Annotated in this window: 12 protein-coding genes; 5 read left to right on the top strand and 7 right to left on the bottom strand. The window is 60.7% G+C overall.

Features of this window, described 5'->3' with window-relative positions; all coding sequences use genetic code 11:
* Positions 1-30: 30 nt before the first annotated feature.
* Positions 31-1,821 carry an outer membrane beta-barrel protein gene (locus tag FEV16_RS14885; protein WP_138168401.1) on the bottom strand — a complete coding sequence of 597 codons (1,791 nt, stop codon included), beginning with the start codon at positions 1,819-1,821 and terminating at the stop codon, positions 31-33.
* Positions 1,822-2,097: 276 nt separating this feature from the next.
* Here FEV16_RS14885 and groES point away from each other — a divergent pair, with 276 nt between their 5' ends.
* Entirely contained in the window at positions 2,098-2,385 is a 288-nt protein-coding gene (gene groES / locus FEV16_RS14880; protein ID WP_138168400.1) for a co-chaperone GroES, read from the top strand.
* A 42-nt stretch (positions 2,386-2,427) separates the two neighbouring features.
* The gene (groL, locus tag FEV16_RS14875) at positions 2,428-4,062 is read left to right on the top strand and encodes a chaperonin GroEL (RefSeq protein WP_138168399.1); all 1,635 of its coding nucleotides are present in this window, start codon (positions 2,428-2,430) and stop codon (positions 4,060-4,062) included.
* Between the two features lie 80 nt (positions 4,063-4,142).
* On the opposite strand, the gene FEV16_RS14870 is transcribed toward groL, so the two are convergent.
* Together FEV16_RS14870 and FEV16_RS14865 are read right to left on the bottom strand one after the other, a co-directional pair.
* Positions 4,143-4,928, bottom strand: a complete 786-nt coding sequence (locus FEV16_RS14870) for an SDR family oxidoreductase (protein ID WP_138168398.1) — start codon at positions 4,926-4,928, stop codon at positions 4,143-4,145.
* Entirely contained in the window at positions 4,925-5,437 is a 513-nt protein-coding gene (locus FEV16_RS14865; protein ID WP_138168397.1) for a TerB family tellurite resistance protein, read from the bottom strand. Before FEV16_RS14865 ends, FEV16_RS14870 begins: the two co-directional genes overlap by 4 nt.
* A 390-nt stretch (positions 5,438-5,827) precedes the next feature.
* Here FEV16_RS14865 and FEV16_RS14860 point away from each other — a divergent pair, with 390 nt between their 5' ends.
* Entirely contained in the window at positions 5,828-6,415 is a 588-nt protein-coding gene (locus FEV16_RS14860) for a hypothetical protein (RefSeq protein ID WP_138168396.1), read from the top strand.
* A gap of 391 nt (positions 6,416-6,806) precedes the next feature.
* Entirely contained in the window at positions 6,807-7,514 is a 708-nt protein-coding gene (locus tag FEV16_RS14855; protein WP_138168395.1) for a L,D-transpeptidase, read from the top strand.
* Between the two features lie 72 nt (positions 7,515-7,586).
* Here FEV16_RS14855 and FEV16_RS14850 read toward each other — a convergent pair whose 3' ends face one another.
* The 4 genes from FEV16_RS14850 to FEV16_RS14835 all read right to left on the bottom strand — a co-directional run bounded on the left by FEV16_RS14850 (position 7,587) and on the right by FEV16_RS14835 (position 12,290).
* On the bottom strand, positions 7,587-8,783 hold the full coding sequence (locus FEV16_RS14850; RefSeq protein ID WP_138168394.1) for a sodium:proton antiporter: 1,197 nt from the start codon (positions 8,781-8,783) through the stop codon (positions 7,587-7,589).
* 180 nt (positions 8,784-8,963) lie between these two features.
* Positions 8,964-10,220, bottom strand: a complete 1,257-nt coding sequence (locus FEV16_RS14845; RefSeq protein WP_138168393.1) for a glycosyltransferase — start codon at positions 10,218-10,220, stop codon at positions 8,964-8,966.
* A 79-nt stretch (positions 10,221-10,299) separates the two neighbouring features.
* Positions 10,300-11,562, bottom strand: a complete 1,263-nt coding sequence (locus tag FEV16_RS14840) for an ATP-binding protein (RefSeq protein ID WP_246657360.1) — start codon at positions 11,560-11,562, stop codon at positions 10,300-10,302.
* Entirely contained in the window at positions 11,559-12,290 is a 732-nt protein-coding gene (locus tag FEV16_RS14835; RefSeq protein ID WP_138168392.1) for a response regulator, read from the bottom strand. The genes FEV16_RS14840 and FEV16_RS14835 overlap by 4 nt, the downstream gene beginning before the upstream one ends.
* A 387-nt stretch (positions 12,291-12,677) precedes the next feature.
* Here FEV16_RS14835 and ahcY point away from each other — a divergent pair, with 387 nt between their 5' ends.
* Positions 12,678-14,087: an adenosylhomocysteinase gene (ahcY, locus tag FEV16_RS14830; protein WP_138168391.1), complete on the top strand. Its 1,410-nt coding sequence runs from the start codon at positions 12,678-12,680 to the stop codon at positions 14,085-14,087.
* Positions 14,088-14,175 lie beyond the last annotated feature (88 nt).

The raw sequence follows: 14,175 nt of genomic DNA, 5'->3' as shown, positions 1-14,175 counted from the left end.
GCGCGCACGGGGCGCGCCTCGATCAGGCGTTCAATAGGCGGCTACCGCCGGTCCCGTGGGCCCTGGCCAGTCGATCCGATAATTGAATCCGGTGCGGATGAGGTGGGTCGCGCTGGCGCTCGACGCCGCGAAATTTGCGGGAAACCCGCCTGCGATGGAGCCGCCGAAGGCGTTGATCGCATAATTCTGTCGGCCCAGATCGACGTATAGCCATTCGGCTTTAAGGCTCCAATTGCGCGCGATGGCGTATTCCAACCCTGCGCCACCGGTCCAACCCACAGCAAAGCCGGAAAAGGCGCCTGCGGAGCAATAGAACTCGAGCGCGCAAAGCCTGTTGCCATCGCCAAGGGCCCCGAGCGTGGAAACCTCGCCATAGGCAAAGCCTGCGGCGGCGTAGAGCATGATGTCGTCACGAGGCAAAAACCCAAGCCGGCCGCGCACGGTCCCCAGCCACTCGAGCAGGCGCTTGGTGCTTGTGGCGAAATTCCGAATACTGTCGTCTGTGACGAAATCGGCGGAAGCGCCGAAGGAGCCGCCGATATTGGCGTAGGCGAAGTCCGTCTCGAGACCCGCGACGAGAAGCGGATGTAGGCGCCAATTGTAGCCGATCTGCCCACCGCCGACGAAGCCCGCAATGTCGGAACGCTGCGCGAAAGGCGCCTGGAAGCCCGTCTGGAGGGTCGCCGCTTCCGGCGAACGCGCCGCCAGCGTTGTGTCTTTTGCGGCGGCGAAACCATAGCCGACATGGCCGCCGAGATAGACGCCGCTCCACTCATGCGGCTCCGCCTCGGCCTTGCCGAAGAATAGGCCGAAATCGCCCGCGCCGGTCGGATCGTCAGGCCCGCCAAAGCGGTAGCCCGCTTGCAAGAAAAAACCATAGCGTTGCGAAAATGAGTAAATCGGCCTGGTCACGTTATTGAAAAGGCGCTCCCCATGGTCTTTGCCTGGCGCGCTGAATTGCCAATAACGGCCGCCGACGCCGACGCTGAAACGCGGCGTCAGATCATAGGCGATGAGGCCCTCGAGCTGAAAACCGTCGCCTTTGCCCGACTGCTGCACGCCGCGTATGTTCGGCCGAAAATTGTGATAGTCCGTGTTCCACAACCAGCTATGAATCCACGCCGCTTCGAGCGATGCGCGCAGACCCGGCCAGAATTCGATGTCGCCGCCGAGGCCGACACGCAGCGAGTTCCACGCAACGTCGAAATCGAGCCCGTCCAAATTTGTCGGATAGGGCGTCCTGGTCGGCGGATCGGTTCCACAAAACTCCGCGTTGGCGAGAATCTGCGCGCAGCCGAATGAATTCATCCGCTCGTGGAAATTATTATAGCCAACGAAGGGACTGATCCTGACCGGCTGGCCGGTCGGCAATCTGGTCTCCAAGACATTGTAGCCCAGATCGACGGTGACATATTTGAGCGAGCCGCCGCTCTGCACATGGACAGTGTTGGCGTAGGGACCTCTCGTTGCGGCGACAGTGTCCTCGTCATTGAGCTTGCCGCTCGCGAGCGTCCCGCCGCCAAGAAAGCCCTTTAGGAAGATGCCGCTCTCGTGATCGACGCGAAAAAAGGTCTCAGCCGAATGTCCGGTCAGGTCGCCGAAGGTGAGACGTGAAATCAACAATCCGGGGATGGTCTGGTGGTAGTAATCATATTTATGGTTGCCGGAACTGAACCAGTAGCGGACGCCGACTTCGACTCGCCACGGCGAAACAGCGAGCACCGGCGGCGGCGCTTTGTAAGAGGGAAGATCAGCCGCGAAAACAGCGCAGGGATTGAACGACGCCGCCAGGAGCGAGCAGGCGAGGAAGAACTTGCGCATTCAATTCTCGGAAATTTCCAGAATGGGTCGACGGCTCAGGCCAAAATACCACCGACTCAACACTGACTTATGGTTAAAACGAACGGTTGGATGGCGCTGTAGCCGCGTCGCCACAGGCGCGTAAATTTTTGGCGCTATCCCCAACTTGACAGCTAGCCGCCTCGCCCATATCTGAGGGGCGCCTGCTGGCACTCATCTAAGACGAGTGCCAGCAGGCGTTCGCTTATCCCTTTTTGGCGGGTCAAGCCCGTCAGGTCAGAAAAGGAAAGATTCACAATGGCGTTCCGTCCCCTCCACGACCGCGTCGTGGTCAAGCGACTCGAAGGCGAGGAAAAAACCAAAGGCGGCATCATCATCCCGGACACCGCGAAAGAGAAGCCGCAAGAGGGCAAGGTGGTCTCCGTCGGCCCCGGCGCTCGCGACGAAAACGGCAAGCTGAACCCGCTCGACGTCAAGTCCGGCGATCGCGTGCTTTTCGGCAAATGGTCCGGCACCGAGGTCAAGATCGACGGCGATGACCTGCTCATCATGAAGGAAAGCGACATCCTCGGCATCGTCGACTGACTCGACGCCGCCGTTCGCTTCCAACACTCAGGAGAATTTTAAATGGCTGCAAAAGACGTCCGTTTCGCCACTGACGCCCGCGACCGCATTCTGCGCGGCGTCGAAATCCTTAATAACGCCGTCAAAGTGACGCTCGGCCCCAAGGGCCGTAACGTCGTTATCGAAAAGTCCTTCGGCGCGCCGCGCATCAGCAAGGACGGCGTCACCGTCGCCAAGGAAATCGAGCTTGCCGACAAGTTCGAAAACCTCGGCGCTCAGCTCGTCCGTGAAGTCGCCTCCAAGCAGAACGACATCGCCGGCGACGGCACGACGACCGCCACGGTTCTCGCCGCTTCGATCGCCCGCGAAGGCGCGAAGGCGGTCGCCGCCGGCCTCAATCCGATGGATCTGAAGCGCGGCGTCGATCTCGCCGTCGAAGCCATCGTCGCCGATCTCAAGCAGCATTCGAAGAAGGTCACCTCGAACGACGAGATCGCCCAGGTCGGCACGATCTCGGCGAATGGCGACAGCTTCATCGGCGAAGAAATCGCCAAGGCGATGCAGAAGGTCGGCAATGAGGGCGTGATCACGGTCGAGGAGGCGAAGAGCCTCGAGACCGAGACCGACATCGTCGAAGGCATGCAGTTCGATCGCGGCTATCTCTCGCCCTACTTCATCACCAACGCCGAGAAGATGATCGCCGAACTCGACGATCCCTACATTCTCATCAACGAGAAGAAGCTGTCGACGCTGCAGCCGCTGCTGCCGATCCTCGAAGCCGTTGTGCAGACCGGCAAGCCGCTGCTCATCGTCGCCGAGGACGTCGAAGGCGAAGCGCTCGCCACCCTCGTCGTCAACAAGCTGCGCGGCGGCTTGAAGATCGCGGCCGTCAAGGCGCCCGGCTTCGGCGATCGTCGCAAGGCGATGCTCGAAGACATCGCCATCCTGACGGGCGGCCAGTTGATCGCCGAGGACCTCGGCATCAAGCTCGAGAACGTCACGCTCGCCATGCTCGGCCGCGCAAAGCGCGTGCGCATCGAGAAGGAGAACACGACGATCATCGACGGCGCCGGCGAGAAGAAAGACATCGAGGCGCGCATCTCGCAGATCAAGGGTCAGATCGAGGAGACGACCTCGGACTATGACCGCGAGAAGCTGCAGGAGCGTCTCGCCAAGCTCGCGGGCGGCGTCGCGGTGATCCGCGTCGGCGGCGCGACCGAGGTCGAAGTCAAGGAGAAGAAGGACCGCGTCGACGACGCCCTCAACGCCACCCGCGCGGCGGTCGAGGAAGGCGTGTCGCCGGGCGGCGGCGTCGCTCTGCTGCGCGCGATCAAGGCGCTCGACGGCGTCAAGGTCGGCAACGCCGATCAGCAGACGGGCGTCGACATCGTCCGCAAGGCGATCCAGGCGCCGGCGCGCCAGATCGTCGACAACGCCGGCGGCGACGGCGCCGTCGTGGTCGGCAAGCTGCTCGAGTCCGGCGAATATGGTTATGGCTTCGACGCGCAGAAGGGCGAGTATGGCGATCTGATGAAGCTCGGCATCATCGACCCGACCAAGGTCGTGCGCACTGCGCTGCAGGACGCCGCTTCGATCGCCGGCCTGATTATCACCACCGAGGCCACGATCACCGAAGCGCCGAAGAAGGAAAGCGCGCCGGCGATGCCCGGCGGCGGCATGGGCGGCATGGACTTCTAAGCCCAGAGAAAGCAAAGCCCCGGACTTGCGGTCCGGGGCCACGCGACTGAAGCGAGCCCTTGCGGCTCGCTTTTTTCTTTTCAGCGCCGCTGCTGAGCGGTTGCGAGCAATGGCAGCAGCAGCGATCGCGGCGCAACCGCCGAGCCCCAAACGAACATCCGATTGACGATGCCCGGCACGATGACGCGCTTGCCGGCCATCAGGCCTTCATAGCCCTGGCGCGCGACTTCCGCGGCCGGCAGCATGGCGGGCTTCATCGCGCCCATCACGCCAGAAAAGTCGAAACCGGCGCGGGCCTGAAAGCCGGTCTGCACAGGACCGGGACAAAGGCACGCGACCTTCACGCCTTGGGGCTTTAATTCCTGCGACAGCGCCTCGCTGAGCGAGAGCACATAGGCCTTGCTGGCGTAATAAACGGCAAAGCCCGGCCCCGGCATATAGGCGGAGACGGAGGCGACGTTGAGCACGCCGCCCTTCGCCGCGACGATCGAAGGCAGAAAGCGCAAGGTCAGCGCGGTGAGCGCGCGCATGTTGAGATCGACGATCGCGAGCTGCTCGGCGGCGTCGAGTTCGATCGCCCGGCCCATGAGGCCGAAGCCGGCGTTGTTGACCAGGAATTGCGGCGCGACGCCGGCCTCCCCTAACCGCTCCGACAGCGCATCCGCCGCGCCATGCTCGGTAAGATCGAGTTCGATCGGCAGCGGGCGCGCCGCGCCGGCGGCGGCGATTTCGTCGGCGAGAGCTTCCAGGCGCTCGCCGCGACGGGCGACGAGCGCGAGCTCATGTCCCTTGGCGGCGAAGATGTGGGCAAGCTCCGCGCCGATGCCTTCAGATGCGCCGGTGATGATCGCGACCGGACGCGTCACTCGCCGCTATCCTTATCGCGCGACCAGGGGCCGCTGGGGCCGCTTGGGCCCGGGCCGGCGGCGTCGCGGAATTCGCGGCGCAGCTCGACGCGTTCGCGCGTCGAGACGCCGAGCAATTCGGCGACTCGCCAGACGACATTCTCCTCGAATTCATGCACCGCGCCGTCGGCATGCGCCATGTCCCAGAGCATGCCGACGATCTGGCGGCGCCCGTCCTCGTCGAGCCGGCGCTTCAACACGCTCGTAAAGCGATAGAGATCGACGGCGTCGCGCTCGCTCTCCTGCGCGGAGTCGATCAGTTCGGTCGCTTCATCGCCTTGAAGGCCAAAGCGCGCCTCGACGAGCTGTCGAATGCGGGCCTTCTCCCTATCGTCGAATTCGCCGTCGATCGAGGCGATATGGACGAGAAGCGCGGCGGCGGCGAGCTGATAGTCCGCGGCCTCAAAAGGTTTGGGCCGCTCGGCCTCGCCCGTGAGTTCGTTGATGAAGTTCTTGAGAGCGGAAAGCATGGGCGGCGGGGCTACCGGCTGGGGGGTGCGTTGCGATCCGTATAGATCAGGTGAGGTAGGATGGGTAGCAAATACCGATTAGGCCGATCGAGTTGAGTAACTGCTCATGACTCAAAGCGGTCAATCGAATGGGCAACGGGCGCGCCAAGAAGGGCGGGGCAGCATAACTCGATTTTTCGAAGCTCAATGAATTTCGAGAGGCGAGAGCGCTTCGGTCGTCGCTGTTCCAGCGCATCGGGCGAACCGCTTTACCGGTCGCAGAAGCGCACTAATTCGATTAGGCCGCTCTTACGAATTTATGTAGGCCAAAGCACTGCGCCACGACCGAATGCAGTGAAGGCGCTGTATGAACACGAATCTGGGTGCTGCTATTGATGGTATCGAAAATCGATGACAGACAACAACCTGCCGCACAAAAAGACTGAACTTCCTTGGTATTCTTATCAGGCGAAGTTTTTAGAGCTTTCTTATATGCGGGGACTGGACGAGAAGGCGCTGGATGAAGAGCACTCAGCTTCGGAGATAATTCATACCATTATCTCTAATCTGTTTCTTTTGAATTCTGGGGGAATTGCTGCAATTCCAGCGATTAGCGGTTTCTTTGGCGAGAAATATTTCTTTGGACACGACCTGGTTGAACTTTTTTGGCGTCCAGGAATATCTTTTGTTTTAGGGGAAGTCCTAGTGTTGCTTTGCGCCTTTATCGCATACCTTAACCATCTCTATTTTGCCGGTTTTGTGCGCGCGTCCTATGAATCTGAATTAGCCAGAATAAATAATACGCTTCCTTCGTATGAATCGAACCAAAGTCTCGTCGATATAGTGCTTGGTCGTTCTGGGGGATACATGAATTATTATAATAGGCTCCTAAAACTCTCTTTTTGGACGGCTGTGATTTGCGGGTTTTTTTCGATGTTCGCATTCATTGCCGGCTGCTACTTTTTAACTGGAACTGTCAGCGGCATAAGAGAGCTTTGAACAATTGCTGAGCTCCCCATGATTGGATTTCTTACGAGGCGCAACGCTCACATGACGTTCGATCCTCGGGATCTCGAAAAAATTGCGCTCTCCGGGGCCGCGCGAGTCGGACTCTGATGGAGCCTCGTGCAAAGGTTTGAAATTGGCGCATTACAAACCGCCGCGAATGGCCGTTCCTGCTCCATTAGCGGACGGGGCGGGCGGCTGCACGAGGGTGGATCGTCGCCATTGGCGATCGCCGCCACAGAATGATCGGAATTTCCCCTCAAACTCGACGTTCTTCACATTCCGAAAAGCAAGTGACGGCACTCTCAGCTCAGTGAAGACGTTCAGCGGGTTTACGCCGGATTATTCTTTAGGTCCGGCGACAGGTCATGGGGGCTCCAAAATCATGATCATTGACGATGGGATCGCCGATTCCGGCGAAAGCAACGAGGGTGTTCTGCTCGGGCTTCGGTCGGGGCGTCTCAGCCGCCGGTCGTTTCTCGTCGGCTCCGCCGCCGGTCTCGGCGCGGCCGGGCTCGCCGGCTGCGTGTCGGACGACATGGGGCGCGCCGAGGCGGCCAAGTTTTACGCCGCTGTGCCCAACGAAAAATACCCGATCCCGGCGGTCGACATCGGCAAGCTCCATCCGAAATATTTTCGCAAGACAGTGCGCTACGACAGCAAGGAAGCGCCCGGCACGATTATCGTCGATCCCGCCAACTACTATGTCTACCGCATCGAAGGCGACGGAATGGCCACCCGCTACGGCGCCAATGTCAGCCGCCCAGGGTTCCTGTGGAGCGGCGAAGTTTATGTCGGGCGCAAGGCCGAATGGCCCACCTGGACGCCGCCTAAGGAGATGATGGCGCGCCAGCCAGAGGCGCGCAAATATGCCGGCGGCATGCCTGGAGGTCTGGAAAATCCGCTCGGCGCCCGCGTGCTCTATCTCTATAAGAACGGCGCCTACACGGTCTACACGATCTACAGCACCAGCGACCCCGAGACGATCGGGTCCGGCATCACGAGCGGCTGCACCGGCCTCCTCAGTCAGGACATGCTCGACCTCTATTCACGAACGCCGATCAAGACCAAAGTGGTCATGCTGCCGGCATAGCCGACGGCGTCGCCAGAGCGACTCCCAGACATGCGGAATGTTGTTCTGGATTCCCGATCGCTCCAGTAACGCTTAAGTCTGATCTGCCGGACGATGAATCACTCCCAGCCGATAAAGTAACGGGATCATCACCAGCGTCTGAACGAAGACGGAGAACGCCACCACCGCGAAGGTCACGGTGACGAGGTCTTCGCGTTCAGCGATCGACATCGGCAATCCAAGCGCGAGCGCCAGCGGCAAGGCGCCACGAAAGCCGCCCCAGAACAGCACATGTTGGTGCCTGAGTTCGACAGCGTAACGCGTTCCCCGAAACAAGGCGCAGAAGGGGTAGACGGCAATGGCGCGCCCGGCGACGGCAAGCAATATCGCGGCGGAGGCGGGCCAGAACACCGGCAGAAAATGCCGCTCGGCCTCATGCAGACCAATCAGGATGAAGATTACCGAATTGACGAGAAAGGCGACATATTCCCAGAAGGCCGCGACCGCGCCCTGTCCGGTAGAGCCGAAAAGCCCCCACCGGCTTCCTTGCGCCACGACCAGACCTGCCGCAAGCGCAGCTAGCACGCCCGAAGCGTCTATTCGCTGGGCCAACAAAAAGGAGCCATAACCGCACAGCGTCGTTAGCGTGATCTTGACTAAGTTATTATTGGTGTGACCCACGAAAAAGAGTAGCGCTCCCGCCACGGCGAAGCCGCTGGCGAGCCCCCCGCCAACAGTTAGAAGCAACGTCCATGTCACTTCCATGGGCGCGGCCGGCGCGCCGAGCGCGATCGCAAGCAGGATGGCGAAAGCCGTCGCCGCCGTTCCGTCATTTATCAGACTTTCCGCGCGCACCAGCAGGTCGACCCGCCCCCGCACCCTGGCTTCGTCGAAGGTGGCGACGACAGCGACGGGATCGGTTGCCGAGATCAGCGCGCCAAACAGCCCCGCCGCGGTCCACGACCAGCCAGCGATCCAGTGCATGCCGGCTGCAAGCAGCAGCGCCGAGACGATGAGTCCTGGCCCGGCGAGCGTGAGAATCACCGGAAGATCGCGGCGCAGCCTTGGCCAGCTCAGCCGCAGCGCCGCCTCGAACACTAATGGCGGCAGCAGGAAGGTGTAGACGAAGTCCTTTGACAGCGGCAGTTCGATCTTGAGCGGCAGCGCCGCAAGAGCGAGGCCAGCGAGCACCAGGCCGATCGTATATGGCAGCCTCATCCGCTCGCAGACGAGCGCCACCGCGGTCGTGACGGCGAGCAGCAGCCCCAGCTCATAAATGTCGAAGGTCATCGGCGCCAGCGCCCCGCGCCGACGAATCGGCCTCATAGGTTCCCGCGCATGTTGCTTAGAGGCGCATTTGGCCTGTGGTCAATTATGGCTGCGCGGCGCGAAACCTATCGCAAGTCCTGTAACAAACTTTTGCCTGCTGGAAGCCCCGTTGCCGCGACAGAAAAGCGCCGCCGGCATGGCTCACGTCGTTTGCATCCGGGCAATCAACTTGCATGCGACGTCGCCCAGCCGACTTGCATAGTGTTCCAGTGAGTATCTCTCTTCGTATAGCGTACGCGTATCGCTCGCCCTCGGATCGCTTCCTCGATCCATTGACTGGCGCTCGACCATAGCGGCGGCGAATTCGCTGGCGTCGTCCGCGATAAACACGTTCCCGAGTCGCGAAGGGTCGATCTCCATTCCCCTGAAAGCCTTCGACGTCGCAATGATCGGCAGTCCGCTGGACAGAGCTTCCACGGTTTTGATCGAAAGGCCATGCCCTTCTCTAGTTGGAAGCAGGACAACAGCTGCATCGGCGTAGGCGGACTGTATATCGGCGATCTCGCCCCGGAAAAGATGGCGATTATTCTCATATAACCCCCTGTCACGGCTCTTCACGCCCCCGTCAATGTTTCCAAAAATGGAGATCGACATTTCGCGCGCGCGTGGCGCAATATATTTCAAAAACCATCGCGCGCTGATGTAATTCGCCGCATTGTTGCTCGCGACAAAAATGGCCTGGGCGCCATTGGCTCCGGCACGCACTCGGGCGATCGAAGGATAGATCAACTCGTGAGAAGAGAGGGGCAGAAGACGGCTGAACGCCGCATGCTCCTCCGAATTCAAGTGAATGCAGATGTCGGCGCGCCTGAGCCAGTCGAGTTCGACCGCGAGCAAACCATCATAGCCGGCATACGGCGGGAGAATGAATCCAGTCCGATTGCGGAGCTCGTATTGCCGCGCCTGGATGTCATGAGTGTCGATCATTACGGGAATGCGGCGCCGCTCGCGCATTCTCTCGACGAAGGGCATCACGAAGAAATGATTGGCGTGGATCAGGTCGATCGCGTCCGTATCGAGCCCTTCGGGCAGAGGCGCGCGCTTGACCACCTCCACGAGCCAATTGGCATGGTCGCCATGAATAAAACGCCACCAGCCGTCTCTCAGGAGCGCCGTCTTGAAGAGGTCCGCGATCGTTGCGGACGATTCATATCTCCCGTCGGCAGCGAGGTCCCGACTATGCGCACGATAATCATTCCAGCGTGCGCCGGCGCCGATCGAGCGCGTGACATCGTCCATGATCGCCACGGAGAGCACACGCGCGCCAAGACTTTTGTAGGCCCTTATTTGACTCGCGATAACCTGATGCGTTCCGCAGGAATGCCAGGCAGGATGCACGACTGCGACTGTTTTGCCCGATAGCGCGACGCAGCCGGGAACCGATTGATGTGCCGACATCCCAATGACCCTCTTCGGGTCCTAGGTCGGATTCTCCAAAGACATTTATTTGTTCGATTTGTTTCGTTTTGTTTCGAGGTCAAATCTTGGGCAGGCACACCTTGGCGACGAGGCCGCCGCCAATCCGCTCGTCCAACGTCAGGCGTCCGCTGTGGGCTTCCACGATCGCGCGCGCGATCGCTAAGCCCAATCCGAAGCCCTCGTTTGCATTCATGGACGCGCCCGCATCTCCCCGCTCGAAAGGCTCAAGCATCAATTCCCTTTTTTCCGCTGGGATGCCCGGACCCCTGTCGACGACCTCGACGACGGCCGCTTCATCGTTCCCCGACAGGCGGATCTCCGGGCTCTCCCCGTATTTCACCGCAATGTCTATAAGGTTGGAAAAGGCGCGTTGCAGATCATCTGGGCTGCCCAGAACATTGGCGTGACCGACCCCGTCGTAGCGGGCGTCTGCGCCGACGTCGACGAATTCGTCGACGACCGATTGCAACAGGCTTGCCAGATCCAGCACCACCAACTCCTGGCGGAAGCCCCCGCGCAAATAGTCGAGACAGCCGCCGACCATCGCCTCCATCTGGTCGATGTCCCGCAGCAGTTTCGCTTTCGTGTCGCTGTTTTCGATGTATTCAGCGCGAAGACGCATTCGCGTGATCGGCGTCCGCAAATCATGGCTGACCGACGTCAACATCCTCGTTCGCTGAGAGGCCATCTCAGCAATGCGACGCTGCATGCGATTGAAGGCTCGCGTCGCCTTGCGCACCTCTTCGGGACCCTTCTCGGGCAGTTGCGCCGGGACGCTGTCGAGCCCAAAGGACTCGGCGGCGTTGGCGAAGTTCGTAAGGGGACGCGTAAGCGACAGCGCGGCCCATAGTGAGAAGACGAACAGACTGAGCGCGACGAAGCCGACGGTGATGATGATGAACCGACGCAATCCTGGATGCGCATCGGGAGCGTCGAGCACGAAGTTCTGGCCGTCATGCAACGACCCGAACAATTGCTGGCCCTCTTTCATTTCGATCTCGACCCCAACGGGCAGCCGGGATCGAAAGTAGACCGGGTGACGCCCATTGCGCGCGGCGACTACCGACTCCGAAAGCTCGACGTGAAAACCTGGAAGGTTTGCGTTCAGGGCGGCGGCGATCATCGGCCTTTCCGTCACGGAAGCGGCGTCTAAAGCCGTCAAAGACGCCACGATGACGGCGGCGCTTTGGTCCCGAGGATCGTCAGGAGCGGGGTGAGTCAGGAAAAGGATCGCGGTCACCGCCGCGTGGAACAGGCCGACGCATAAGAGGAGGAGAAGCCCCAACTGCACATTGATGTTTCGGAACGCAGACGTCCTCACTGAACGCTGACTTTCGCCGTGAACGTATAGCCCATCGAGCGGACTGTCTGGATGAGCGCTGGGTCTCGCGGGTCCGCCTCGATCTTTTGACGAAGCCGGCTTATCACAATGTCCACGCTCCGTTCGGTCGTTGACGCCGCCTTCAGCTCGTCGCGCGAGAAGACTTTCCCGGGATTGCGGCAGAGCGTCAGGAGCAGGTCGAATTCCGCGCTCGTCAGGATCACCCTTACGCCGGTCGGCTCCAACAGTCGCCGCGTGGAAGGGTCTAGAAGGAAACCGGAGAAACAATAGGCGCTGATTTTCTGAGATGGCTCGATATTCGGGGCGGTCCGCCTGAGGACGGCGCCAATGCGCGCGAGCAGTTCCCTTGGAATAAAGGGTTTGACCAGATAATCGTCGGCCCCGAGTTCGATTCCAAGTATCCGGTCCGTGTCCTCGCCTCGCGCGGTCAGCATGATTAGCGGAGGCCCTCCCGTGTTCCGCATACGCATGCAGATCGAAAGCCCATCCTCGCCGGGAAGATTGATGTCGAGCACGATGAGATCGACCTGCTCGCCAGCGAGAACCTCGTCCATCTGCTTGCCGTCCCTGGCAAGCATCACCTTGAAACCGTGATCGCTGAGGTATCTCGATACGAGCGATCTGATCTCCACGTCGTCTTCCACGACGAGGATTCGTCGCTTTTCGACCGCGCCCGGTGCGGTTTCACTCAAGGCCAAGCATCTCATTAATTCGCGTATTCGCGGCTCCAAGCGAGCAGTTCCCAGCCGGGACATGCCGGATAGGCGTGTCGAGATTCTGGCGCGTTTGTTTCGTTTTGTTGCGGCGACTCGGCCTCTGCAGCGGATAGACATAAAGAAATCTTTATATCTTTATTGCCTTTCTCGGCCGCCCCTGCTATAGGCTCGCTCCGAGCCGCTAGTCTGGGCTGGCGGCGCGAATTCGGTTGAGCCGTAGCTTGGTTGTCATTCCCCGCAGGCCGCAGGTCCGACCGGGAATCCAGAGCAGACGCGAAATGCAGGGTGCTGCTCTGAATTCCCGATCGCTTCGGCTCGCGCGAAACGTCGGAAATGACATCCGAGACTAAGCCGCGCAGGAAAACACAAGGATTTCGCATGACCGCACATCACTTTAACGATTTCGCCGTCACCGATCTTTCGCTCGCCGAATGGGGCCGCAAGGAGATCGCCATCGCCGAGACGGAAATGCCGGGCCTGATGGCGACCCGCGCCGAATTCGGCCCCGCGCAGCCCTTGAAAGGCGCGCGCGTCGCGGGCTCCTTGCACATGACGATCCAGACGGCGGTGCTGATCGAGACCTTGAAGGCGCTCGGCGCCGACGTGCGCTGGGCCTCCTGCAACATCTATTCGACGCAGGACCACGCCGCCGCCGCCATCGCCGCCACCGGCACGCCGGTCTTCGCCAAGAAGGGCGAGACGCTGGAAGATTATTGGGACTACACCCACAAGATTTTCGAATGGGGCGACGGCGGCTGCCCGAACATGATCCTCGACGACGGCGGCGACGCGACGCTGCTCATTCATCTTGGCCTCCGCGCCGAGCAGGGCGACGTCGCCTTTCTGGAGACCGCCTCGAATGAAGAAGAGGAAGTTCTCTACGCCGCGATCAAGAAGCGCCTGAAGGCCAATCCCGGCTTCTACAAGCGCAACGCCGAGGCGATCAAAGGCGTCACCGAAGAGACGACGACCGGCGTGCATCGCCTTTACACGATGCACAAGGAGGGCAAGCTCCTCTGGCCGGCGATCAACGTCAACGACTCTGTCACCAAGTCGAAATTCGACAATCTCTATGGCTGCCGCGAGTCGCTCGTCGACGGCGTCCGCCGCGCCACCGACGTGATGATGGCCGGCAAGGTCGCCTGCATCGCCGGCTATGGCGACGTGGGCAAAGGCTCGGCCGCCTCGCTGCGCAACGCGGGCTGCCGCGTGCTCGTCACCGAAATCGATCCGATCTGCGCTTTGCAGGCGGCGATGGAAGGCTATGAGGTGACGACGATGGAGGACGCGGCGCAGCGCGCCGACATCTTCTGCACCGCGACCGGCAATATCGACGTCATCACCATCGACCATATGCGCGCGATGAAGGACCGCGCCATCGTCTGCAACATCGGCCATTTCGACTCGGAGATTCAGGTTTCGGGCCTGCGCAATCTCAAATGGCATAATGTGAAGCCGCAGGTCGACGAGATCGAGTTCCAGGACGGCAAGCGCATCATCCTGCTCGCGGAAGGGCGCCTGGTGAATCTGGGCTGCGCGACGGGCCATCCCTCCTTCGTGATGTCGGCCTCCTTCACCAATCAGACGCTGGCGCAGATTGAATTGTGGACCAAGCAGGGCCAGTATCCGGTGGGAGTCTACACGCTGCCCAAGCACCTCGATGAGAAGGTCGCCTCGCTCCATCTCGACAAGATCGGCGTGAAGCTGACCCATATGACCGACGAGCAGGCGAAATATCTGAACCTGCCGAAGGACGGCCCCTTCAAGCCGGAACATTATCGCTACTGATCCGGCTCAGCCGTTCCGCCATACGCGGCCCCGCTCCTCGCCTGGAGCGGGGCCGTTTTGTTTTGCGCCAAAGATTCCGTTTTGGGCT

Source organism: Methylocystis sp. B8, from assembly GCF_005771425.1.
Lineage (GTDB): Bacteria > Pseudomonadota > Alphaproteobacteria > Rhizobiales > Beijerinckiaceae > Methylocystis.
The sequence above is the reverse complement of the archived record's forward strand: the minus strand, read 5'-3'. Positions and strand labels throughout refer to the sequence as shown.